Origin of the sequence: Pseudomonas sp. S06B 330 (assembly GCF_002845275.2) — a bacterium.
GTDB lineage: Bacteria > Pseudomonadota > Gammaproteobacteria > Pseudomonadales > Pseudomonadaceae > Aquipseudomonas.
On record NZ_CP088149.1, the window covers coordinates 2,844,242 to 2,867,040 of the forward strand.

Here is a 22,799-nt window from a genome sequence, read left to right on the forward strand (position 1 = left end):
CGGGTAGGGGATTGTGCCGGCGGCCTGGTCCGGCGCCGCTCGACCCGGAGTTTCCACCAGAGGAAGAACAAGAACATGACGAAACTCGCTGAACTAAGCATCGAAAATACCCAGCGCACGCACCGCTACGCCCGCGGTTGGCACTGCCTGGGGGATGCTGCTGACTACCGTGATGGCAAGCTGCACACCCTGAATATCTTCGGCACACGCCTGGTCGCCTTTGCCGACAGCCAAGGCAACATCAGCCTCCTGGATGCGTACTGCCCGCACATGGGCGCCGACCTGTCCCAAGGCACCATCGAGAACGACACCGTGGTCTGTCCTTTCCACCACTGGAAGTACGACACGGGCGGCAAGTGTGTGGAGATTCCTTACTGTAAGCGCATTCCGCCCAAGGCCAAGACGCGTAGCTGGTTGACCTGCGAAGAGAACAACCTGCTGTTCGTCTGGAACAACCCTGAGGGCCGCCCGCCGAAAGAAGGCGTGGTGATCCCGCATCTGGAAGAGATGGACAGTGACGAGTGGATCCATGAATGGAACATCGACACCATGCTCATCGAAACCAATCCCCGCGAACTGGTCGACAACCTGGTCGATGCCCAGCATTTCGGCCCGGTGCATGGCACACCGACCAAGTATTTTGCCAACGTCTTTGAAGGCCACATCGGTCGGCAGATTTTCCATGGTGATTCTGAGCGCCTGGGCGGTGACTTGATCGCACCGTCGGCCTATTACGGGCCGGCAACTCACTTCACGCACTTGAGCTCGATGTTCGGTGAGGCGCGGGTTCACGCCATTCTGCTCAACAGCCATGTGCCGGTGACGCCTGACAGCTTCCAACTGCGCTTTGGCTGCATGGTCAAGCGGGTGCCGGGCTGGAGCGAAGAGCAGAACCGTGAAGTGGCCCAGGCCTATGTCATGGGTAACCGTGCCTCGTTCTACCAGGACGTGGACATCTGGAAGCACAAGATCCGCATCGATAAACCGGTATTGGCCGAGAACGACGGCCCGGTGTACCAACTGCGCGAGTGGTATCAGCAGTTCTTCACCGATGAGGACCTGGTGCCGGCGAGCATGGCCGAGCGCCGCGAGATTGTGACGGTCGACGAGCGTTGAGTGGCTGCCAGCCCAGGGGCAACGTTGGGTTGGCGTTTCACGTTTCACGGGTTGCAGGGGTGCCGATAATGAAAATAAAAAGCCTTCGAGCCTATAGTGTTCCGCTGTGTTGCCTGGTGATCGTGCTGTATACCGCGCTCACAGTCACGCCGCCTAAAGACAGGCCTTGTCCGGCCTGTGTGGTGATGCCGAGTTTTCAAGGGTTGCAGACCTTGCGCTAGGCACGCACCAATTTCTGTAGCCGCTGCCGAGGAACGAGGCTGCGATCGACTGCAGCGCAGTCGCAAGGCGGCCACCTCGGTACACCTGATAAATCGCGGTGGTCAGGTTTTGCGGCCGTTTCACGGCCGATCGCAGCCTGACGGCAGCGGCTACGGGGGACAACCTCTGTAGCCGCTGCCGAGGAACGAGGCTGCGATCGACTGCAGCGCAGTCGCAAGGCGGCCACCTCGGTACACCTGATAAATCGCGGTGGTCAGGTTTTGCGACCGTTTCACGGCCGATCGCAGCCTGACGGCAGCGGCTACGGGGGACAACCGCTAGCCGAGGCCGGCAGGGCGCAGGTATTCCGGCGCCAGCATGTTCGACCAGATCAGGATCATCGACACCAGAATGGTCACCAGCACCAGCAAACCGACGCCCCAGACGCTTGCCGAATAGAGCATGCCCTGTTCCTTGCGCAAGCGCAGAAAGGTGGGCAGGCCGGCGAACAGCAGGAAGGTCGCATAGGCCGAGGCGGCCAGCAGCACAATGATCGCCAGCCAGCGCCCCGGATACAGCCCGGCGATACCGGCAAGGAAATAGGGCGTGGCGCTATAGGCGGCAAAGCCGACACACTGGTTCAGGTTTGGACGCGCGTCGAAGGTACGCGACATCCAGCGAATGAAACCGCCCATTATCCACACGCCGATAATGATCGCCAGGTACAGCAACACGCTCAATTCCAGGGCGCTGGCACTGCTCAGGCGTACCGTTTCGTTGTCGACCAAGCTCCACCCCACGGCCGTCATCCCTATGAACAGGCAAACCGGTGGTATCAGCCCCATCAGCAGCAAATGAATGAAGTAGTGGCGGGGATGTTGTTCCTCGTCGTGACGAATATCGAGCCAGGCATGGTTCGGCTGGGTAAAGAGTTTCATCAGGTGACTTGCCATATCAGCCTCCGGATCAGGGGCGTAACACACCCTTAATGATCAATGGAGGCCAGATTGGCGTCAGGGTTTCATCTTTCTTCCCAACGGTGTCTCGACGGTATAGCGGGTGATCAGCCTGGCGGGACCCCCTGCAGATGACGATACCCCGCTGCCTGGGCGAAATCGACCCGATGCCAGATCGTGCGGTTGGCGCCCCAGGCACCGATCATCAGCTGCGCTAGAGAGCTGCCCCGCCAAGGGCCGCGGTCAGCCCGCCAGGCCAAAGTCTGCGAACGCTGCTATTCCTAGTGCTGAACAGGTGCCCAAGGGATAGCCCTTAATGCTGGTTATCGAACAGCTGCGCAAGTCGTTTACCACTGCCCAAGGTACGTTGCCGGTGTTGCAGGGCGTCGACTTGCGCCTGGCACAAGGCAGCAGCCTGGCGTTGATGGGGGAGTCGGGCAGCGGTAAAAGTACGTTGCTGCACCTGATCGCCGGGCTCGATCGCGCTGACAGTGGGCACATTCTGATCGACGACGTGCCCCTCGATGGTCGCTCGGAGTCGGCTTTGGCGAGCTGGCGCCGGGAAGGTATCGGCCTGGTGTTTCAGCAGTACAACCTGATCAGCAGCCTGGATGTTGCCGCTAACCTGGGGTTTCAAGCCAGACTGGCCGGCCGCTATGACCGACAATGGCTGGCGTATTTGACCGAGCACTTGGGGCTGACGACCGTCTTGCAACGTTACCCCGAGCAACTCTCTGGCGGTCAGCAACAGCGAGTCGCCATTGGCCGGGCACTGGCCGGGCGACCGCCGTTGGTGTTGGCCGATGAACCCACCGGCAGCCTCGACGAGGCCAGTGGCGACCAGGTGCTGGCGCTGATGCTGCAGTTGGTCAAGGAGGCCGGCAGTAGTGTGTTGCTGGTGACCCACAGTCCACGTTTGGCGGCCCAACTGCAGCATCGGTGTTTCCTGCATGCCGGGCGCGTGCGGGGCGAGAAGGCCTAATGCGCCCGTTGCTGATCGCTTTGCAGGCGTTGCTCAGTCATTGGCGGCGCCATCGCGTGCAGTTTTTCAGTATCTTCACCGGTTTGTGGCTGGCGACTGCGCTGTGGACCGGCGTCCAGGCACTGAACAGCCAGGCGCGCAGTGACTACGCTCGTGCCAGCGCGGTGTTGGCAGGGGCAGTGCACGGGCAACTGGTGGCCGCTGACGCCGAGCGTTTCGACCAGTCGCTGTACCTGGCGTTGCGCCAGCGTGGCTGGCCCGTCACCCCGATACTGGAAGGACGCTTGCGTTTTGCTGCTGAGCAGCCGTTGGCGGTAAGACTGATCGGCATCGAACCATTGAGCCTGCCAGCGACGATGGAGGTTGCCGGTACCCAAGTGCAAACCTTCGACCTGCAGGCGTTCATTGCTATGCCCGGGCAAGCCTGGATTGGGCCGGACACGCTGCAGCGACTGGGGAAGCATAGTGGCGATCAAGCGCTCAGCAGTGACGGCCAGCTACTCCCGCCTTTCGTGCTCAAACCACAGTTGGCACCGGGGGTCATCGTCGTCGATATCGGCCATGCCCAGACACTGTTGCAGGCGCCGCGGCAGCTGTCACAGTTGCTGTTGACGGCCTCTCCAGGGCCGTTGCCCACCGAGTTTGCTACCCGCCTTAAAGTGCAGCCGCCCAGTGATGATGGCGGCTTGCAGCGCCTGACCGACAGCTTCCATCTCAACCTGACGGCACTTGGGTTGTTGGCGTTTGTCGTCGGGCTGTTTATCGCCCATGCTGCCATCGGTCTGGCGCTTGAACGGCGCCGTGGTCTGATTCGCACGCTGCGCGCCTGTGGCATCAGCTTGAACACAGTGCTGGCCAGCCTTGCGCTGGAACTGGGAGTGTTTGCGTTACTGGGTGGTCTGGCTGGGGTGGCCAGTGGTTATGCAGTGGCCGCGTTGTTGCTGCCCGATGTCGCTGCCAGCCTGCGCGGCCTATACGGTGCGCAGGTCGCCGGGCACTTGAGTCTGCCGGCCTGGTGGTGGCTGGCGGGGGGCCTGATGAGCGTATTGGGCGCTCTGCTGGCAGGCGCTGGCAGTGTGCTGCGTGCGGCCCGTCTGCCGCTGCTGGCCCTGGCACAACCGCAGGCGTGGCGAATGGCCCAAGGGCCCTGGTTGAAGCGTCAGGCCGCAGTTGCAGGGGTTTTGCTGCTGGTGGCGGTCAGTTGTTGGCAGTTGGGCAACAGCCTGCCCAGCGCTTTGGTGTTGCTTGCTGCATTGCTGTTGGCCGCAGCGCTGCTGTTGCCTGCCTTGCTCGATGGCGCGCTGGTGATCTTGACACGCTACTGCCATCGACCCCTGGCGCAATGGTTCATCGCCGACAGTCGCCAACAGTTACCGGCGCTGAACCTGGCACTGATGGCATTGTTGCTTGCCTTGGCAGCCAGTGTCGGCGTGGGCAGCATGACTGAGGGCTTTCGCAAAACCTTTACTGGCTGGCTTGACCAGCGCCTGTCCGCCGACCTGTACGTTAGCCCTCGAGACACTCGGCAAGGTTTGCACGTGCGCGATTGGCTTGCCCAGCAGCCGACCGTCACGGCGGTGCTGCCCAACTGGCGTGTTGAGGTACGTCTGAACGACTGGCCAGTACAGCTTCAGGGCATCATCGATGATCCCGGTTACCGTTCACACTGGCCGTTACTGGAACACCGCACACGTGCCTGGGAACAACTGGCCAGCGGTCGCGCCGTCATGCTCAGTGAGCAACTGGCCCGGCGCTTGGGCCTGCAGCTCGGCGATCGTCTGCAACTGCCTGGTGAGTCGATACCCGCGATGACCGTGGTGGGTGTGTATGCCGACTACGGCAACCCCAAGGGCCATCTGCTGGTTAACGCCGACTGGCTGCGCCGGTACTGGCCGCAGGCGAGTCTCACGGGGCTGAGCATCAGTCTGCCGCCCGAAGGGCTTACCGGGCTTAAAACCGAGCTGCAGCAACGCTTTGCCCTGGATGACAGCCGTGTTGTCGAGCAATCGAGTTTGAAACACTGGTCGACCGAAGTCTTCAGCCGGACCTTTGCCGCCACCACAGCCCTCAATAGCCTGACGTTGGGTGTTGCCGGTATCGCGTTGTTTATCAGCCTGCTGACATTGGCGCAGAGTCGCCTGGGACAACTGGCGCCACTATGGGCCCTGGGCGTAGGACGCACACAGCTGATCTGCTTATCGCTTGGCCAGACCTTGATGCTGAGCAGCCTCACCGTGGTGTTGGCGATCCCCTTGGGCATAGCCCTTGCCTGGTGCCTGGTGGCCGTGGTCAACGTGCAGGCGTTTGGCTGGCGGTTGCCGCTGCACCTGTTTCCCCTGCAACTGCTGCACTTGGCATTGCTGGGTGTGCTCACCAGCCTGTTGGCCAGTGCTTGGCCGCTGTGGCAATTGGCGCGGCGTCAGCCAAGCGAACTGTTGAGGCGATTTGCCGATGAAGCCTGAAGCCTGTGTATTGATGCTGGTCCTGCTGCTGTGCGGGTGTGATCAACCTGTGCCGTCTGCGAAAAACTTTGCCGGACTGGGGCAGGATGCTGCGGCTTTTAAACAGGTGACGCGCAATCGAGTGCTGGTGTTTCCCCTTGACCACGGTGCCCATGAGGGTTTTCGCATTGAGTGGTGGTACGTCACCGCCAACCTCAAGGACAGCCAAGGGCGTGACTGGGGCGTGCAGTGGACCTTGTTCCGCTCGGCCCTGCGCCCCGGTCCGGAAACGGCTGACTGGAGCAGCCCGAACCTGTGGCTGGGGCACGCCGCGCTGACAGGCCCAGGCGGGCATCAATCCAGTGAGACGCTGGCGCGCGGCGGTATCGGCCAGGCGGGCGTTGAAACGCAACCGTTCCGGGCCTGGATCAACGACTGGTCGCTGCTGGGCAACGATGGCATCGATCACCTGCGCATGAGCGCCAGCGATCCGCGCTTTCGCTATGACTTGAACTTGGTCAGTGATCGGCCAGTGGTGCTGCATGGCATTCAGGGTTACAGCGAAAAATCTGGCAAAGGGCAAGCGTCTTACTACTACAGCCAGCCGTTTTACCGGGTTAGCGGTGAGGTCGAACGCGACGGTCAATGCATTGCGGTAACCGGCCAGGCCTGGCTGGACCGCGAATGGAGCAGCCAGCCGTTGGCGGCCAGCCAGTCAGGCTGGGACTGGTTTTCCCTGCACCTGGACAGTGGCGCCAAGTTGATGCTGTTTCAGGTGCGCGAGGCCCAGGGTTTACCTTATCGGGCAGGTACCTGGATCAGTGCTGCAGGCCACGCCCAGGCATTGCAGAGCGAGCAGATCCAGCTTGAGGCGCTGGCCTGGACGCGTCAGCCACACGGGCCAGAAGTGCCGACGCGGTGGCGGGTACAGGTGCCGCTGCACGGCGTGGACGTGCAGGTTGAAGCCCTGGAGCCCAACGCCTGGATGAACACGCGCTTTGCTTACTGGGAAGGGCCGGTGCGCTTGAAGGGCAGTACAGGGGGCATCGGCTACCTGGAAATGACCGGTTATTAACGATGTGCCGCTGCTTTGACACCCAAAGCCTGAGTGTACTGTAATAAGTAGTCACTTTTTTGTGCATAATTACCTTGCGCAGGAAATTATTTCCACGCGGGAACTTTACTGAAAAAGTGCTTTCCATAGCCTGCCTTGCTGGCCACATGACATGCCTGGCAGCTAGCAGCGCCGCGCAACATCAAGGACATCAGGAAGCAACACATCTTTCATGGATCAAAGGACTAAGTGAATGAGCACGACAGAACAGGTGCAGGAACCTAGCAAGTACAGCGAAAAATGGCAGAAGCGTTTTGCGTTCTTTGACGCTCACGGTGCCCCCAGTGAGCCGGGTTACAAAGTGGCACTTAAGGCGCTTCCGTTCAAGCAGAGAGTAACCATCAACACAAACATTATTGCCTTCTTCTTTGGGCCGATTTATCTGTTTGTGCTGGGGCTGTGGAAGAAAAACCTGACACTGATAGCGATTATTGTTGCAGTCAACGTTGCCCTGGAAATTTTGTATTCCTATGTCCATATCAGCTTTGCCCAGCAACTCGACTTTGGTGTGGGCTTTGCCTTCAACCTTTTATATGCGATGACGACTAACTACGCTTATTACCTGAAGGAACAAAAGGGTGAGCAGGGGTGGAATCCGTTTAAAGGCATGCGCTGGTAAGCATCGCCCAACTGCATAGGCGAAACGTCTTGAGCCGTCCCTTGTAGCCGCAACCCCGTGCCTTGGCAGCGGCTACAACAAGTGATGCTACTGTTTCAGGCTTTTGCCGGGTCAAGAAAGGCGCTGACAGCGGCCAATACCGCATCCGGGTATTCCCGGTGCGGGACATGGCCGCAATCAGGCAGTATCCGCAGGCTTGCCGGGCCGGCGGTCAGGGCAGCGATACGTTGAGGGTGAAGCGCAGAGCCGAACTCGTCGCGATCACCATGTACCGCCAGGGTCGGACAGCGCACCCGCGACAATTGCGCATCCAGGCGCCATTGACTGAAGGCGTCGGACAGCCAGTTGTCGACCCAGGCACGTAACACCCAATGGGCTTTTTCACCGTGATACTTCTGCAACCGGGCCATCTGCCCAGGTTCGGCAAACTGACGTTCGGCATCGCGAATGCCGGCTAACGTGCGGTCTTCGACGAAAGCCTGCGCCGATTCGCTGATCACGTGCTGGCAGGCCTGTGGGTAGGCGGCGGCGCAGCCCACCGCCATTCCACCCCCCACGCTGTGGCCGAATACCACGAACGCGTTGAAGTCCAGTTGCTCGCGCAGGGCCTGAAACCCTGCCTGCGCTTCGTTTTCAACAAAATTGGCGGGCAGGGTGCCGGGGAAGGGTGCAGAGCGCCCGAAACCCAGGCGATCATAAGCAATGACCTGGCGCCCACACGCCGTTGCCAATTGTTCAGGGAACTCACGCCACAAGGCCACGCAACCCAGCGAATCGTGCAACAGCACAATCGGCGCGCCGTGTTCAACGTACGGGCGCCAGGATTGGGCGAACAGTTGCCCGTGCGAGGTGTCGATCCAGTGTTGTTCGATAGAGAGGGGTGGCATGGGGTCATTTCCATTGACTTGAACGCAGTCAATCCTACCTGAAGAACGGCACCGGCCTGCAACGGCCATCCCCTTTAAGGGATCACGGCAGCTGCTTGCTGGTATTCGCGCTCGAAGCGCTGGATCAACTCGGCTACGCTCGGCACATCGTCGATACTGCCAACGCCATGACCCGCCGCCCAGATGTCTTTCCACAATTTATGGCCATTGTGGCCGCCGGTTCCACCTTGGTCAGGTACCGGGGGAAGATTGTCCGGGTCCAGACCACTGCGCTCAATGCTGCATCGCAGGTAGTTGGCGCGCAGGCCGCTGAACAGAGCGGTGTTGACGATCTGGTCGGCATCGGCTGCGAGCAGCATCTGTTTATAGCCAGGATCCACTTCACACTCCTGAGTGGCGAGAAACCGTGTGCCGACATAGCCCAGGTCCGCGCCCATGATGCGTGCGGCCAAAAGGTCCTTGCCCGAACTGATGCCACCGGCGAGCAGTAAGGTGCCGTTGAAGAAACGCCGTATTTCGTTGACGAACGCCAAGGGGTTGAGGCTACCACCGTGGCCGCCGGCCCCGGCGCAAACGGCGACCAGGCCATCGACGCCAGCCTCGGTGGCCTTGTACGCATGGCGGACACTGACCACGTCATGAAACACCAAGCCGCCGTAGCCATGCACAGCGTCGACGACCTCACCCGGCGCCCCCACGCTGGTGATGACAATCGGCACCTTGTGTTTGACCAGCAACGCCAGGTCCTGGTCCTGGCGGGTATTGCTGCGCCGCACAATCTGGTTGATGGCGAACGGCGCGGGCACCGTCGCCATTTGCTCGGTGAGTTGCGTCAACCAGTCATCCAGTTGTTGCGGGCTGCGCGCGTTGAGCGCCGGCATCGCGCCGATAATCCCGGCCCGGCATTGGGCGGCAACCAGCGCCGGGGTCGACGCCAGGAACAGCGGCGCCCCCAGCATGGGCAGGCGCAGTCGCGTGCTCAACCGCTCAGGCAAGGCCATGGGCAGTTTCCTCGGTGTGGGAGGCGTGCAGGCCAAGATCACGGGCAGTCAGGCCTGCCCAGAAGCCTTGGCTGCCGGCCGCGATTGCCGCCTGGCCCAGCACATCAGCCCACTGTGCATCACTGCCGAACTCATCGCGCCATGACCACAGGCGACGGCTGCTGTAGTGCAAGCTGTGCTCGTGGGTAAAGCCAATGGCGCCATGTACCTGGTGACTGACAGACGCAGCCAGCGACGCCGCCTCACTGGCGCACACCTTGGCCACGGCAACATCGAAGGCCAGGCTGCTGCGCTCGCCGGGCCCGGCCTGCAGCAGCTGGCTGGCGCTGTGCAAGGCGACTTGCGCGGCGGTACGCGCCGCGCCAATGGCTCCGGCCATGTGCGCCAATTGCTGTTGGATCGCCTGAAACGTGCCAATGGCCTTGCCAAATTGGACACGCTCATTGGCATAGGCCACGGCCTGGTCGAGGCTCGCCTCCAGCGCACCGACCAGCATGCACGCCCGCAGCAAAGCGCCGAGCAACCACACAGGTTCACGGATACCGGCCAGCTGCAACGGCGCACTGGCGTGCACGGGGGCGGCGGTAAACTGCAGGGTGTCGCGCGCTTCACCGGCAACATTGCTCCCGGCCTCGAGGCTGACCTGGGCCTGGCGCAGGTCGACCAGCGCTAGCCAACCCTGGGGATCAGCGACCACGGCCCACTGGCAACTGCGAGCCCAGGGTACATTGATGCAGCGGCCATGGAGCAGGCCGTCTTTGTCCAGGTGCAGATCGCCGAGGCGACCGATCTGGATCAGGCTGATCGGCCCTTCGGGCACTGCCAGGCCGGCACGGGACAACAGCAGCGCGGCAAGTAGGGTCTCGCTCAACGGCAACGGCACACTCCAGTACCCCAAGGCACGCAACACCGGGCTGACGTCCAGCCAGCTGGCACCGCTGCCACCGGCCTCCTCAGCCACCAGGGCCAAGGGCAGGCCAAGCTCAACAACCTGCTGCCACAGCGCGCTGGCGGGCTCACCGGCGTCGAAGCGCGCCAGCAACTGGGCGTTGACCTGATCAGTGAACAGGCGCTCAACGCTGTCGGCGATCAGCGATTGCAGGGGCGACGGGGCGCTGGTATCGAGATTTTCAACAATCATGGGCTGGTTCATCGCAGGCCTAATCCTCGGGCAATGATTCCACGAAGAATTTCGCGGGTGCCGCCACGCAGGGAAAACGACGGGGCGGTCTGGGTCAGGTAACGCATCACCTGGTCAAGGGCGCTGCCGGGCTCGCGGCTGCCACCAAACAGGTCATGGGCAAGGTCGGGCAACGCCTGTTCGAGCAGCGCGCCCTGGTCTTTGACCAAGGCTGCGGGGGTCGCTGGGTTTTCACCGCGGGCGAGCATGCCGGCCACGCCCAGGGACATCTGCCGCAATGCCGCATAGCGTGCCGCGACGCGGCCGAGGCTGATGCGCTGGCGACTGTCGTTGGCATCGGCGGCGTCGAGCATTTCCAGGTACAGCTGGGTGCAGCTGAGGTAACGCTCCGGGCCGCTGCGTTCCAGGGCCAGTTCGGCGCCCACCTGTTTCCAACCATCACCCGGTTTGCCAATCAGGAAATCGTCGGGAACGAAGACGTTCTCCAGGAATACTTCATTGAAGTCATGCTCGCCGAGCATGTTGTAGATTGGCCGTACCGTGACGCCCGGCGCCTGCATGTCGATCAACAGTTGCGAGAGGCCGGTGTGGCGGTTATCGGCCTCTTTGGGGCCGGTGCGCAGCAAGGTGACCATGTAGTGGCAACGCTGAGCACCGGTGGTCCAGACCTTGCTGCCATTGACCAGCCAGCCGCCGTCGGTTTTCTGCGCACGAGTGCGCACCGAGGCCAGGTCCGAGCCTACGTCGGGTTCACTCATGCCAATACAGAACAGCAACTCGCCGCGGGCAATGGCCGGCAACAGGCGTGGGGCCAGCACCTCGGGGGAGAACTTCATCAGCAACGGGCCGGACTGACGTTCGGCAATCCAGTGCGCATTCACGGGCGCGCCGGCTGCCAGCAATTCTTCCAGGACGACGTAGCGTTCAAGGGCGCTGCGTTCGTGGCCGCCATACCGCTTGGGCCAGGTCATTCCCAGCCAGCCGCGCGCGCCCAGCTTGCGACTGAAGTCGGGGTCGGCACCGTTCCAGTTCTTGGCGCGTTGCTCGGCGGGATAGTCTTTCAACGCGTCAGCGAGAAATTCGCGGACCTCGGTGCGCAAGGCGTCTGCCTTGGCATCCAGATGACAGGGCCGGATATCGAGTGCCTGCATGGCTGTGTGCTCGTGTGATTGAAGGAGCGGGGTTCAATCTAAACTTGCTGAACGCCCAACAAGTAAATAACCTAGCAGCAACCGTTGCAGCGAAGCAAGTAGCTGTCGATCCCTTACCTTGTGTTCAATCCGGAGCCTGCATGTCTACTGATACCGCCTTTGTCCCTGGCCGCGGCCTTGCGCTGCAACTCGATGGTCATGTCGCGACCTTGAGTTTCAGTCGTCCGCCGTTGAATTTTTTTGATGCCGAGCTGATTCAGGACCTGGCCAACACCCTGGATTACCTGGATCAGCTGCCCGCGTGCCGGGTGACGGTGCTGGTCGCAGAGGGCAAAGTGTTCTGCGCCGGTGCCGATTTTTCCGGCGCCGATCAGTGTGATCCGCAGTATCCGCGGCGGGTGTACAAGTCGGCGGTGCGCCTGTTTCGTACCCGCAAGCCGTTGATCTGTGTGGTCGAAGGCGCGGCGGTGGGGGGCGGCTTGGGTCTGGCACTAGTGGCCGATTTCCGTGTAACCAGCGAGAAAGCGCGCTTCTCGGCCAACTTCAACCGCCTGGGCATTCATCAAGGCTTCGGCATTTCGGTTACCATGCCGCGCCTGGTCGGTGTGCAGATGGCGTCGCTGCTGATTGCTACGGGCCGTCGCATCGATGGCCGTGAGGCGGTGCGTATTGGCCTTGCCGATGTATTGGCCGAGCCTGGCCAGGAGCGTCAGGCCGCGCGCACGCTGGCAGAAGAAATTGCCGCCAGCGCGCCCGCTGCGGTGATGTCCAGCCGTGAGACCCTGCGCATGGGCCTGGCCGATGCCGTCGACCGGATCATCGACCGTGAAGCCAGCGAGCAGGAATGGCAGATTGTCAGCGCCGACTTTGCCGAAGGCACCCGTGCCATGGCCGAGCGGCGCCAACCCATTTTTACCGGTAAGTAAGGAATTACCTGATGGAACCCGCTGATAAAACCGTCGCCCACGGCTCCCGCCGTACCCAGGCCGAACGCCGTGGTGAAGCCGAGCAACGCCTGTTGCAGGCGGCGCGGCAGATTGTGGCGCGCAAGGGCTGGGTCGGCATGACCTTGTCTGAAGTGGGCGAGGAGGCGGGCTACAGCCGAGGCCTGGCAACGCATCATTTTGGCAGCAAGGCCGGCCTGCTGCGGGCGCTGGCGGGCTTCGTCAATGATAACTTCATGAGCCTGGTGCAGGTCGAGGCGCCGAAATGGCGTCCCGGCCTGGGTGCGCTCAAAGGTTTTGTCAGTGTCTACCTGGGACGCAGTGACAGCGACTGGGTTAATAGCCGGGCGCTGTTGTCATTGATGAGTGAAGCGGTGACCCAGGACTCGGAAACCGCGCAGATCTTGGCGCAGTACAACCGCTCGGTACAGCAGCACCTGGCCGCCTGCATCAGCGAGGGAATCGCTGCGGGTGAAATTCGTGCCGGGATCGAGCCGCTGGCCGGCGCAGTGCTGATCCTCGGTACATTGCGTGGGTCGATGCTGCAGTATCTGCTCGACCCAGAGGGCATCGAGCTGGCGCTGTTGCATAAGCAACTGCTCGATTTCCTTGATACCGCCATGGCCGTCTGAGCTCCGGCTCAGTCGAGCCAACCGCGGGTCCGGGCGATTGACACCGCTTCGGTACGACCGCCCGCACCGAGTTTGCTGTTGATCTTGCGCAAGTGGGATTTGACCGTCAGTTCTGACAGGAACATTTTTTCGGCGATTTCGCGGTTGCGGTACCCCAATGCCAGCAAGCGCAACACCTGCAATTCGCGCACAGACAGGCTACTGGGGGGGCCTTCCTCGCGCTTGGCTTGGGAGGCGGGCTCACCTTGGCTGCGTTGCAGCAGATGGGCAACAAAGCGCGCTTCAATACCCAAGGCATGTTCCTGACCGTGGAAGGTTACCGACCAGCGCTCCAATACTGCCGCCAGGGGCATGCCTTCGTCGAGAAAAGTGCGGATAAAGCCTACCGGACTGGCAGCGCGTAACGCCATGGTCAACTGCTCCAAGGCCTCAGCGGGCTGCTTGCGGGCTTCTAACGCCAATACCAGCAACAAGCGCAGTTTTAGCGCACGACGCAGCTGGTTGCGTTGCAGCGCCTGTGTCAGGGCCTGCTGTACATCGTCCGGATTACCGATGCCCTGAGCGATGTTAAGGCGCTGACGGCCGATGAAAGGGGTATCGACATCGTTGGCAGTGAGCAGTATCCCGGGTTGATCCCACTCACTGAGCTGCTCGGCCGAACGCATGGCATGATCAGCGGTATCCAGGCGTTTTTCCAGGGTGGCGACCCGCGCGCGCTCAAGCCAAGTGGAACACAGAATGCGCGTGGAACCGGCGATGCGGCCCAGCTGGTCAAGGTCGGCCAGGTAGCGCATCCATCCCGGACGGTCGTCGTGCAGGTAGGCGATGCGCGCCAACAGCACATGGGTAGTGATCAGTGAGTCCGGGGCCGCGTGGTCACGAGCATAGGGCAGCAGCTCGGCGAGTTTGTGCTGCGCCTGCTCCAGCGCGTCGGTTTCGTACATCACCAGGCACAGTGTGGTTTGCAGTACAGGGAAACCCACCGGTGAGGTGCCGGCCCACGATTCCCGACTACGCCGGTTGGCGGCCAGCAAACGGCTCAATCCGCTGTCCAACTGCCCTTGGGTGATGTCCAGCATCGCCTCCAGGCTATCGGTGACGTCGCGCAAGTACGACGACTCGCTTTGTGCTTCACGCAGTTCATCGCTGCCGAGCAATTGCCGAGCTTGGTCGTAGTGGCCGCTGTAGAGCAGGCTGCAGGCCTGGACATAGGCGGCGATTCGAAAGGGCGACTTGGACTGCGGCGGTAGCCGTTGCAGCAGTTCGCGGCTGCTGTGCAAGGCCTCGTCGACGCGGTCATTGATCAACAGCAACAGGCAATGGATATGGTGGTGCTGATCGGCCAGGGTCGGGTTTTGCATGATCTGCAGCGCTTCTTTGTAGCGGCGCGCATGAATCAGCGCCCAGGCGTACGCAATACCCAGGCCCGGATGTTGCTCGCGAATAGCCTCGGGAATTCGCGACAACCAGCGCATCATCAAGCTGGCGTGGCCGCTCTCCACCAACTTGTCGACGTGTCGCGCCAGTTGGCGGGCGGCCTCGTCGATATCGTCGGCGGTGAACAAATGCTCCAGTGCCTCCACCCAGCGGTCGGCGGCAAAATACCAGCGCGCCGCGGCATGGTGCGCCTGCCCATACCGATCCGGGTGCTGTAGCGCCAGGGCCTGACGCAGAAACTCGGCAAACAGGCCGTGGTACTCAAACACCTGGCGCTGTTCGTCGATGGCACCGATGAACAGGTTGGCCTGCTCCAGGGCCTGGATCATCGCTCGGCTGTCGTTACGCGCAGCAACCGCATCGCACAACGCCGGGGAGAACTGTTGGAGTATGCAAGTCTGCAACAGAAACTGGCGACAGGGTTCGTCCAGCCTGGCCAGGACATCTTCGGCCAGGTACTCGGCCAACGCCGGCGTCGCGCCGCCGAAGGAACGGATGAACGCAGGTGTATCGTCGTGGCGCTGCAAGGCCAGCGAAGCCAGATACAAGCCCGTGAACCAACCGCCGGTTCGCTGGTAAAGCCGGGCTATCTCATCCTGACTCAACGACAGTTGCCGCAGCTCGCGCAGGTACTGGCCGGTCTGCTCCAGGTTCAGTTGCAGCGCCTGGCTGTCGATTTCCAGCAACTGCCCCTGCGCGCGCAAACGTCCGAGATTGAGCGCCGGAGTTATGCGCGTGGCCACGCCCAAGGTGACATCGGCCGGCAGCCGTTTGAGCAACTGCTGGATGAAGTCGAACACCTCGGGGTTATTGATTGCTTCGAACTCATCGAGCAGCAACGCGAAGGCGCCCTGGCAGTCGGCAATCTGTTCGATCAAGGCATGTTGCGCCTGGCGCGGATCAGTCGGCAGCGGATTGCCGGCAATCAGTCCCAGTTCACTCAGGCCGCTGTGCAAGGTCGCCAGCAGACGCGGCAGGTTGTTGTCGGCTGTGTCGAGCGTGCACCACAAGGTTGGTTTGCCTGCTGCCAGGCAGCGCGCCTGGTACTGGGCAAGCAGGGTGGTCTTGCCGGCACCGGCGCAGGCACTAATCAACAGCAGGCGCAGGCCCGGTTGCGAAGGGTCGGGCAGCAACGCAGGGCGCTGCAGTTGACCCGGCAGGAGCGAAGGCACAAGGAATTTGCCCGCACGAATTGGCAGCACTACTCCCTGCACTGGTTCGTTGGAACTACGTTGAAAACCTTCCATGCATCCTACCTTTGGTTGTCGTCGGGGCGGTATCGGCCTTCCTACTATCAGAGACTCAGAGCACTACCCGAATCGCGGTTCGAGCCGTGAGTGTAACGGTCCGATGCGTGATTGACAGCTCCCGAACCGATCCCTTTTTAAGGAAGACCCAATCGCATGAGTGCCAATGAAAACCTGCGTGGTGCCGATGTCAGTGTCGTGCTTGAAAAGCAACGCACCGCGTGCCTGGCCAACGAGCCCTGGACGGCTGAACAGCGCTGCGAACTGATCGACCGGGCCATCGGCCTATTGGTTGATTATCAGGACGATATCGTCGCCGCCCTGGCGGCCGACTTCGGTCATCGCAGTGATGACTTCTCGCGTTTGTTCGATGTACTCAGCCCGCTGGCGTCGATGAAGTACACCAAGAGCAAGGTCGCCGAGTGGATGCGCGACGAGCCGCGCCAGACTGACCGAGGCGAGGCCTGGGTGCGCTACCAGCCGCTGGGGGTGGTGGGCATCCTCACGGCCTGGAACTTCCCCGGGAACATGATCTTCAATGGCCTGGCAGGTGCCTTGGCGGCAGGTAACCGGGTCATGATCAAGCTGTCGGAATTCAACCCCAGCACCAGCGCGCTGATCGCGCGGATTTTCCCGACGGTGTACGCCGAGGATGAAGTGGCCATCGTCACCGGCGGTGCCGAGGTCGGTCAGGCGTTCTGTGCCCTGGCGTTCGACCACCTGCTGTTCACCGGCGCCAGCAGCATCGGCAAGCAGGTGATGCGCGCGGCGGCCGAGAATCTGGTGCCGGTGACCCTGGAACTGGGCGGCAAGTCGCCAACGATCATCTCGCGCTCGGCTGACCTGGCGGCAGCAGTGAAAAAAATCATCACCGGTAAACTGCACAATGCCGGACAGATCTGCCTGGCCCCGGACTATGTCTTTGTCGCCGAGGAAAAGGTCGCGGAGTTTATCAGCCTGGCCAAAGCCGAAGTGGCCAAACTGTACCCGACACTGAAGAACAACCCTGACTATACCTCGGTGATCAACGCCCGGCATTTCCAGCGCCTGCAAGGCTATCTCAGCGAGGCCCGAGCCGCGGGTGTGCAGGTCCTGGAGCTGAATCCGGCACAAGAGAACTTCGCCGACCAGCCACATCACAAGATTGTCCCGACCTTGCTGATCAATCCCGATGACAGCCTCAAGGTCATGCAGGACGAGATCTTTGGGCCGTTGCTGCCGATCAAGCCCTACAGCGACATCCAGGAAGTGGTTGCCTACATCAACAGTCACCCGCGACCTCTGGGCCTGTACTACTTCGGCAACCATGCCGCCGAAGAATCTTTCGTTCTCAGCCGAACCACCTCCGGCGGCGTTTGCGTCAACGATGTGCTGCGTCATGCCGGTGTCGAAACCTTGCCATTTGGTGGCGTCGGGGCCAGCGGTATGGGCGCTTACCACGGTTTCGATGGCTTTCGCACCTTCAGTCACGCCAAGGCGGTGCTGCGCGCGGCCGATGGGCCGGACCTTATGCGCCCACCCTATACCGATCAAGTGCGACAACTGGTGGGTTCGCTGATCAAGCGCTGAACCGCCTTCGCCACTGTCCAGCTTCGCTAATAAAGAGAACAAGACTATGAAAGCTGCCGTATTCCATACCCCTGGCTCACCCTTGACCATCGAAGAGGTGGGGATCAGCAAACCCGGCCCTCACGAAGTGCTGGTGCGTACTGTCGCCGTCGGTGTTTGCCACTCCGACCTGCACTTTGTCGACGGTCACTATCCACACCCGGCACCGGTGGTGCTCGGCCACGAGGCTTCGGGGATTGTCGAGCAAGTCGGCGAACTGGTGCGCACGGTCAAGCCGGGTGACCATGTCGTCACCTGCCTGTCGGCCTACTGCGGCCATTGCGAACACTGCGTGACCGGTCACCTGTCGCTGTGCGTGTCGCCAGACACCAAGCGTGGTAAGGACGAAGAGCCGCGCCTGACCTACGTGCAAAAGCCGATGACCCAGTTCATCAACCTGTCGGCTTACGCCGAACAGATGCTGGTGCACGAGCATGCCCTGGTTGCGATCCGCCGCGACATGCCGCTGGACCGTGCGGCCTTGCTCGGTTGCGCGGTAACCACCGGCACGGGGGCGGTATTCAACACTGCCAAGGTGCGTCCTGGTGAGACGGTGGCGGTGATCGGCTGTGGCGGTATCGGCCTGGCCACCATCAACGGTGCGGCACTGGCGGGGGCAGGGCGGATCATTGCCATCGACATGCAGGATTCCAAGTTGGAACTGGCCCGGCAATTCGGCGCCACCGACGTGATCAACCCCAAAAATGGCGACCCGGTGCAGCAGGTGCAGGAACTGACCCGTGGCGGTGTGCACCATTCCTTCGAGTGCATCGGCCTCAAGCAAACCGCCGAGCAGGCCTTCACCATGCTCGCCCGTGGCGGCTGCGCAACCATCATCGGCATGATCAAGCCGGGCCTGAAGCTGGATATTGATCCGCTGATGCTCCTGCACGAACGCCGTATCCAGGGCTCGTTCATGGGCTCGAACCGCTTTCCGGTCGACCTGCCACGGCTGACCGATTTCTATATGCAGGGCCGACTGAAGCTCGACGAAATGATCTCCCAGCGAATCAAGCTCGAGCAGATCAACGACGCCTTCGATGAGCTGCGTCGCGGCGAACTGGCGCGCTCGGTCATCGTCTTCGACCAGTAACCGTCCCTGGCCGTCGCAGTGCCCAGGCCTGCGGCGGCCAAGCCTTGCCGGTATCGACACAGGTAGCTGGCGGGTAAATCCCCCTATCGAGGTTTCAGATGGATATCCATTTCACTCGCGATGAGCTCGCGTTTCGCGACGAAGTGCGCGCGTTTCTTGAGCAAAACCTGTCCAAGACACTGGCCGAGCGGGTTCGCCACGGCAAAAGCATCTCCAAGGCCGACAACGTTGCCTGGATGCGCACTCTCAATAACAAGGGGTGGCTGGCGGCCAGTTGGCCAGTAGAGCACGGCGGCACCGGCTGGACAGCCGTGCAGAAGCATATTTTCGATGAAGAATACAGCCGGGCCGGGGCGCCGCGGATCATCCCGTTCGGCATCAACATGGTCGGGCCGGTGATCTGCAAGTTTGGTACGCCCGAGCAACAAGCCCACTTCTTGCCGCGCATCCTGGCCTGCGAAGACTGGTGGTGCCAGGGCTATTCCGAGCCGGGTGCCGGTTCTGACCTGGCCAGCCTCAATACTCGCGCGGTGCGCGAGGGTGAATTTTATGTGGTAAACGGCCAGAAAACCTGGACCTCCACAGCGCATCTGGCCGACTGGATGTTCTGTCTGGTGCGTACCGACGCCCAGGCCCAGGCTCAGCGCGGTATCTCGTTCCTGCTGATCGACATGAAGAGCCCCGGGGTCAGCGTGCGTCCGATCATCACCCTTGATGGCGGTCACCACGTCAACGAAGTGTTCCTCGACAACGTGCGGGTGCCGGTGCGTAACCTGGTCGGCCGCGAGCATGAAGGCTGGACCTGTGCCAAGTACCTGCTGACCCATGAGCGCACCACCATTGCTGGCATCGGTATGGCCAAGGCCATGCTCCAACGCCTGAAACAGGCGGCGCAGATCGAGCTGCGCAACGGCAAACCGATGATCGAGGACGCGCATTTCCGCGCTCAGGTTGCCGAGGTCGAGATGCAACTGATGGCCATCGACATGAGTAACTTGCGCATCCTCGCCGCCGCCCGCGATGGCGGTGTGCCCGGTGCGGAAAGCTCGATCCTGAAGATCAAAGGCACCGAGATCCGTCAGGCCATTACCTACCTGCAGTCCAAAGTGGTGGGCAACTATGCGCTGCCGTACCTGGAAAGCGAACTGGGCTACGGGCACGGCGAGGAACAGCTGCACAACGACTTCAGTGCCACCGCCACCTGCCAGTACCTGGAAATGCGCAAGGCTTCGGTCTACGGCGGTTCCAACGAAATCCAGAAGAACATCATCGCCAAGATGATTCTCGAACTCTAAGGGGCAGGCCATGGACTTCAAATTGACCCAAGAGCAGCACATGCTGCAAGACACCGCTGCACGCCTGGTGCGCGACACCTATAGCTTTGAACAGCGCGAAGAACACCGGCAAAGCCCGCGCGGCTTCAGCTATGCGTTCTGGCAGCAACTGGGCGAACTGGGCCTGACCTCGGTGCCGTTCGACCCGGCCTATGGCGGCTTTGGCGGCAACGGCGTTGACGTGATGTTGGTTGCTCAGGAGCTGGGCCGTGGCCTGTGCCTGGAGCCGTTCCTGCATTCAGTCATTTTCGCTGGCGGTCTGATCGAGCAGTTGGGCAGCCAGGAGCAGAAAAGCGAGCTGTTGCCGCAGGTAGTCGGCGCTACGCTGCAACTGGCCGTGGCCTTGCAGGAGCCACAAAGCCACTATCAACTGCATGACGTGCAGACGCGCGCGGAGGCGGTGCAGGGTGGCTGGCGTCTGAGTGGACGCAAGTCGGTGGTGGTCGCTGGTCACTGCGCCGACGTGTTGCTGGTGTCGGCGCGCAACAGCGGCGATAGCCGTGATCAGGCCGGTATCAGCCTGTTTCTGGTCGATCCGAAAAGCCCGGGTGTAAGCCTGCGCGCGTATCCGAGCCTGGATGGCCGAATGGCCTGCGATGTGCTTCTGGATCAGGTATCGGTCAGCGCCGGTGCCATGCTTGGCGCGCCCGGCGCGGCGCTGCCGGCACTGCGCTACCAGCAAGGCCGCGCCATTGCCGCGCAGTGTGCGGAAGCGGTGGGCAGCATGACTGCCACCTGCGAGCTGACCCTGGATTACCTGAAGACGCGCAAGCAGTTCGGCCAGCCGATCGGCAAGTTTCAAGTGCTGCAGCACCGCATGGTCGATATGCACATCGAACTGGACCAGGCCACATCCATGGCGATGCTCGCCGCTTGCGTCGCCGATCAGCCCGACAGTGATGAACGCACCCGCACCCTGTGCGCAGCGAAATTCATCGTCTGCCGGGCCGCGCGCTACATCGCCGACCAGGGGATTCAACTGCACGGCGGTATTGGCCTGACTTGGGAATACGTGCTGTCGCACCACGCCAAGCACCTGTTGATGGTCGCCCGGCAGTTAGGCGATGACGACTATCACCTGCAGGTGTACAGCGAACTGATGGCCGTTGTGTAAACCGTCCCCGAAGAGTGGAGTTAGCTGATGAAAGTCCTCGTAGCAGTCAAACGCGTGGTCGATTTCAACGTCAAGGTGCGCGTCAAGACGGACCACAGTGGCGTTGATCTGGCCAACGTGAAAATGGCCATGAATCCGTTCTGCGAAATTGCCGTGGAAGAGGCGGTGCGCCTCAAAGAGCAAGGCATCGCCAGTGAAGTGGTTGTGGTCAGTGTCGGCCCTGGCGCCGCCCAGGAACAGTTGCGAACCGCTCTGGCCCTGGGCGCAGATCGCGCCGTGCTGGTGGAAACCCTCGATGAGCTCAACGCCCTGGCGGTGGCCAAGCTGCTCAAAGCCGTGGTCGACAAAGAGCAGCCGCAGCTGGTGATCCTCGGTAAGCAAGCGATCGACAGTGACAACAACCAGACCGGGCAGATGCTTGCGGCGCTGAGCGGCTTTGCTCAAGGCACCTTTGCTTCTAACGTCGAGATCGCCGGTGCGCAGGTCAAGGTCACTCGTGAAATCGACGGCGGTCTGCAGACGGTTGCCCTGAACCTGCCCGCCATTGTTACCACCGACCTGCGTTTGAACGAGCCGCGTTATGCGTCGCTACCGAACATCATGAAGGCCAAGAAAAAGCCGCTGGATGTCGTCACGCCAGAAGCATTGGGGGTTTCCACGGCCTCCAGCAACAAGGTCCTGAAGGTCGAAGCACCCGCTGCACGCAGCGCCGGCATCAAGGTCAAGTCGGTGCCTGAACTGGTTGAAAAACTCAAGAACGAGGCGAAGGTAATCTGATGGCAATCCTAGTTATTGCAGAACACCAAGGCGGCGCCGTCGTCTCGGCAACCCTGAACACTGTGACCGCAGCGACGCAGATAGGGGGCGATATTCATGTGCTGGTTGCGGGCCAGGCAGTGGCTGCCGTGGCTGAAGCGGCCGCCGCCATCGCCGGGGTGACCAAGGTACTGGTGGCCGACGATATTGCCTATGCCCATCAACTGCCGGAAAACATCGCACCGCTGGTAACGGGTCTGGTGATCGAACAAACGGTGATCTACACCCACGTGCTGGCGCCAGCCACCGCCAACGGCAAGAACATCCTGCCACGGGTGGCTGCGGCACTGGATGTTGACCAGATCTCCGAGATCATCGCGGTGGAGTCGTCCGACACCTTCAAACGGCCAATCTATGCCGGTAACGCCATTGCCACGGTGCAATCGAGTGCGGCGGTGAAAGTTATTACGGTTCGGGCAACCGGGTTTGCGCCTGCTGCGCAGTCGATCACCGGCAATGCGGGCGCTCACTGTGCGGCGATTGAGCAACTAGGCGTTAGCCATGACGCCGGTGTTTCGCGTTTTATCGACGAGCAACTGGCCAGATCCGACCGTCCCGAACTGACCGCCGCCAAGATCGTCGTCTCCGGTGGGCGTGGCATGCAGAACGGCGACAACTTCAAGCACCTGTACAGCCTGGCCGACAAGCTCGGCGCTGGGGTCGGCGCCTCTCGGGCGGCGGTCGATGCCGGTTATGTCGCCAACGACATGCAGGTCGGCCAGACCGGCAAGATCGTTGCCCCACAGTTGTACATTGCGGTGGGCATCTCCGGTGCGATCCAGCACTTGGCCGGGATGAAAGACTCCAAGGTCATCGTTGCGATCAACAAGGACGACGAGGCACCGATTTTCCAGGTCGCCGATTACGGCCTGGTCGCCGACCTGTTCGAGGCGGTGCCTGAACTGCAAGCGGCACTCTGATTCGCTACCGCGCAGCGTTGTGCCCGCTTGGCGGGCCCAACGCGT

Annotated in this window: 19 protein-coding genes; 13 read left to right on the forward strand and 6 right to left on the reverse strand. The window is 61.6% G+C overall.

The window, feature by feature from the left end; genetic code table 11:
- Nucleotides 1–75: 75 nt before the first annotated feature.
- A complete protein-coding gene (locus CX511_RS12715; protein ID WP_045184943.1) occupies nt 76–1,116 on the forward strand; it encodes a 3-ketosteroid-9-alpha-monooxygenase, oxygenase component in 1,041 nt (346 codons plus the stop codon).
- Nucleotides 1,117–1,655: 539 nt separating this feature from the next.
- Here the strand turns inward: CX511_RS12715 and CX511_RS12720 are convergent.
- The gene (locus CX511_RS12720; protein ID WP_045184946.1) at nt 1,656–2,270 is read right to left on the reverse strand and encodes a Yip1 family protein; all 615 of its coding nucleotides are present in this window, start codon (nt 2,268–2,270) and stop codon (nt 1,656–1,658) included.
- Between the two features lie 319 nt (nt 2,271–2,589).
- Between CX511_RS12720 and CX511_RS12725 the strand changes: the two genes are divergently transcribed.
- From CX511_RS12725 to CX511_RS12740, 4 genes are all read left to right on the forward strand, one after another.
- Entirely contained in the window at nt 2,590–3,255 is a 666-nt protein-coding gene (locus CX511_RS12725; protein WP_045184950.1) for an ABC transporter ATP-binding protein, read from the forward strand.
- Nucleotides 3,255–5,717, forward strand: coding sequence for an ABC transporter permease (locus tag CX511_RS12730; RefSeq protein WP_101291902.1), 2,463 nt, complete (start codon nt 3,255–3,257; stop codon nt 5,715–5,717). The genes CX511_RS12725 and CX511_RS12730 overlap by 1 nt, the downstream gene beginning before the upstream one ends.
- The gene (locus CX511_RS12735) at nt 5,707–6,771 is read left to right on the forward strand and encodes a lipocalin-like domain-containing protein (RefSeq protein WP_101291903.1); all 1,065 of its coding nucleotides are present in this window, start codon (nt 5,707–5,709) and stop codon (nt 6,769–6,771) included. The genes CX511_RS12730 and CX511_RS12735 overlap by 11 nt, the downstream gene beginning before the upstream one ends.
- Before the next feature lie 232 nt (nt 6,772–7,003).
- Nucleotides 7,004–7,429 (forward strand): DUF2628 domain-containing protein, encoded by a 426-nt coding sequence (locus tag CX511_RS12740; RefSeq protein WP_101291904.1) that lies wholly within the window; start codon nt 7,004–7,006, stop codon nt 7,427–7,429.
- A 95-nt stretch (nt 7,430–7,524) separates the two neighbouring features.
- Here the strand turns inward: CX511_RS12740 and CX511_RS12745 are convergent, their stop codons facing one another.
- The 4 genes from CX511_RS12745 to CX511_RS12760 form a co-directional block, all read right to left on the reverse strand.
- Entirely contained in the window at nt 7,525–8,316 is a 792-nt protein-coding gene (locus CX511_RS12745) for an alpha/beta fold hydrolase (RefSeq protein WP_045184961.1), read from the reverse strand.
- Nucleotides 8,317–8,390: 74 nt separating this feature from the next.
- Nucleotides 8,391–9,317: an NAD(P)H-dependent flavin oxidoreductase gene (locus tag CX511_RS12750; RefSeq protein WP_101291905.1), complete on the reverse strand. Its 927-nt coding sequence runs from the start codon at nt 9,315–9,317 to the stop codon at nt 8,391–8,393.
- On the reverse strand, nt 9,304–10,458 hold the full coding sequence (locus tag CX511_RS12755) for an acyl-CoA dehydrogenase family protein (protein WP_231353288.1): 1,155 nt from the start codon (nt 10,456–10,458) through the stop codon (nt 9,304–9,306). The genes CX511_RS12750 and CX511_RS12755 overlap by 14 nt, the downstream gene beginning before the upstream one ends.
- 8 nt (nt 10,459–10,466) lie before the next feature.
- Nucleotides 10,467–11,609, reverse strand: coding sequence for an acyl-CoA dehydrogenase family protein (locus CX511_RS12760; RefSeq protein ID WP_101291906.1), 1,143 nt, complete (start codon nt 11,607–11,609; stop codon nt 10,467–10,469).
- 140 nt (nt 11,610–11,749) lie between these two features.
- On the opposite strand from CX511_RS12760, the gene CX511_RS12765 reads away from it, so the two are divergent.
- Both CX511_RS12765 and CX511_RS12770 read left to right on the forward strand, forming a co-directional pair.
- On the forward strand, nt 11,750–12,535 hold the full coding sequence (locus CX511_RS12765; RefSeq protein ID WP_045184972.1) for an enoyl-CoA hydratase/isomerase family protein: 786 nt from the start codon (nt 11,750–11,752) through the stop codon (nt 12,533–12,535).
- Nucleotides 12,536–12,546: 11 nt separating this feature from the next.
- A complete protein-coding gene (locus tag CX511_RS12770; protein WP_045184975.1) occupies nt 12,547–13,185 on the forward strand; it encodes a TetR/AcrR family transcriptional regulator in 639 nt (212 codons plus the stop codon).
- An 8-nt stretch (nt 13,186–13,193) separates the two neighbouring features.
- Here CX511_RS12770 and CX511_RS25440 read toward each other — a convergent pair whose 3' ends face one another.
- A complete protein-coding gene (locus CX511_RS25440) occupies nt 13,194–15,869 on the reverse strand; it encodes a winged helix-turn-helix domain-containing protein (RefSeq protein ID WP_101291907.1) in 2,676 nt (891 codons plus the stop codon).
- 156 nt (nt 15,870–16,025) lie between these two features.
- On the opposite strand from CX511_RS25440, the gene CX511_RS12785 reads away from it, so the two are divergent.
- The 6 genes from CX511_RS12785 to CX511_RS12810 all read left to right on the forward strand — a co-directional run bounded on the left by CX511_RS12785 (nt 16,026) and on the right by CX511_RS12810 (nt 22,754).
- Nucleotides 16,026–17,438 carry a coniferyl aldehyde dehydrogenase gene (locus tag CX511_RS12785; protein WP_101291908.1) on the forward strand — a complete coding sequence of 471 codons (1,413 nt, stop codon included), beginning with the start codon at nt 16,026–16,028 and terminating at the stop codon, nt 17,436–17,438.
- A gap of 46 nt (nt 17,439–17,484) precedes the next feature.
- Complete coding sequence (locus CX511_RS12790; RefSeq protein ID WP_045184990.1) at nt 17,485–18,570, forward strand: Zn-dependent alcohol dehydrogenase; 1,086 nt, start codon at nt 17,485–17,487, stop codon at nt 18,568–18,570.
- A 98-nt stretch (nt 18,571–18,668) separates the two neighbouring features.
- Complete coding sequence (locus CX511_RS12795) at nt 18,669–19,865, forward strand: acyl-CoA dehydrogenase family protein (protein WP_045184993.1); 1,197 nt, start codon at nt 18,669–18,671, stop codon at nt 19,863–19,865.
- A gap of 10 nt (nt 19,866–19,875) precedes the next feature.
- Nucleotides 19,876–21,018 (forward strand): acyl-CoA dehydrogenase family protein, encoded by a 1,143-nt coding sequence (locus CX511_RS12800; protein ID WP_045184996.1) that lies wholly within the window; start codon nt 19,876–19,878, stop codon nt 21,016–21,018.
- A 27-nt stretch (nt 21,019–21,045) separates the two neighbouring features.
- Nucleotides 21,046–21,795: an electron transfer flavoprotein subunit beta/FixA family protein gene (locus CX511_RS12805; protein WP_101291909.1), complete on the forward strand. Its 750-nt coding sequence runs from the start codon at nt 21,046–21,048 to the stop codon at nt 21,793–21,795.
- Nucleotides 21,795–22,754, forward strand: coding sequence for an electron transfer flavoprotein subunit alpha/FixB family protein (locus tag CX511_RS12810; protein ID WP_101291910.1), 960 nt, complete (start codon nt 21,795–21,797; stop codon nt 22,752–22,754). The genes CX511_RS12805 and CX511_RS12810 overlap by 1 nt, the downstream gene beginning before the upstream one ends.
- The last annotated feature ends 45 nt before the right edge of the window (nt 22,755–22,799 follow it).

Excerpts from the sequence above, each read along its gene's own strand:
- CX511_RS12715 (WP_045184943.1), top strand. The coding sequence starts at position 76 with ATGACGAAACTCGCTGAACTAAGCATCGAAAATACCCAGCGCACGCAC.
- CX511_RS12720 (WP_045184946.1), bottom strand. The coding sequence starts at position 2,270 with ATGGCAAGTCACCTGATGAAACTCTTTACCCAGCCGAACCATGCCTGG.
- CX511_RS12725 (WP_045184950.1), top strand. The coding sequence starts at position 2,590 with ATGCTGGTTATCGAACAGCTGCGCAAGTCGTTTACCACTGCCCAAGGT.
- CX511_RS12730 (WP_101291902.1), top strand. The coding sequence starts at position 3,255 with ATGCGCCCGTTGCTGATCGCTTTGCAGGCGTTGCTCAGTCATTGGCGG.
- CX511_RS12735 (WP_101291903.1), top strand. The coding sequence starts at position 5,707 with ATGAAGCCTGAAGCCTGTGTATTGATGCTGGTCCTGCTGCTGTGCGGG.
- CX511_RS12740 (WP_101291904.1), top strand. The coding sequence starts at position 7,004 with ATGAGCACGACAGAACAGGTGCAGGAACCTAGCAAGTACAGCGAAAAA.
- CX511_RS12745 (WP_045184961.1), bottom strand. The coding sequence starts at position 8,316 with ATGCCACCCCTCTCTATCGAACAACACTGGATCGACACCTCGCACGGG.
- CX511_RS12750 (WP_101291905.1), bottom strand. The coding sequence starts at position 9,317 with ATGGCCTTGCCTGAGCGGTTGAGCACGCGACTGCGCCTGCCCATGCTG.
- CX511_RS12755 (WP_231353288.1), bottom strand. The coding sequence starts at position 10,458 with ATGATTGTTGAAAATCTCGATACCAGCGCCCCGTCGCCCCTGCAATCG.
- CX511_RS12760 (WP_101291906.1), bottom strand. The coding sequence starts at position 11,609 with ATGCAGGCACTCGATATCCGGCCCTGTCATCTGGATGCCAAGGCAGAC.
- CX511_RS12765 (WP_045184972.1), top strand. The coding sequence starts at position 11,750 with ATGTCTACTGATACCGCCTTTGTCCCTGGCCGCGGCCTTGCGCTGCAA.
- CX511_RS12770 (WP_045184975.1), top strand. The coding sequence starts at position 12,547 with ATGGAACCCGCTGATAAAACCGTCGCCCACGGCTCCCGCCGTACCCAG.
- CX511_RS25440 (WP_101291907.1), bottom strand. The coding sequence starts at position 15,869 with ATGGAAGGTTTTCAACGTAGTTCCAACGAACCAGTGCAGGGAGTAGTG.
- CX511_RS12785 (WP_101291908.1), top strand. The coding sequence starts at position 16,026 with ATGAGTGCCAATGAAAACCTGCGTGGTGCCGATGTCAGTGTCGTGCTT.
- CX511_RS12790 (WP_045184990.1), top strand. The coding sequence starts at position 17,485 with ATGAAAGCTGCCGTATTCCATACCCCTGGCTCACCCTTGACCATCGAA.
- CX511_RS12795 (WP_045184993.1), top strand. The coding sequence starts at position 18,669 with ATGGATATCCATTTCACTCGCGATGAGCTCGCGTTTCGCGACGAAGTG.
- CX511_RS12800 (WP_045184996.1), top strand. The coding sequence starts at position 19,876 with ATGGACTTCAAATTGACCCAAGAGCAGCACATGCTGCAAGACACCGCT.
- CX511_RS12805 (WP_101291909.1), top strand. The coding sequence starts at position 21,046 with ATGAAAGTCCTCGTAGCAGTCAAACGCGTGGTCGATTTCAACGTCAAG.
- CX511_RS12810 (WP_101291910.1), top strand. The coding sequence starts at position 21,795 with ATGGCAATCCTAGTTATTGCAGAACACCAAGGCGGCGCCGTCGTCTCG.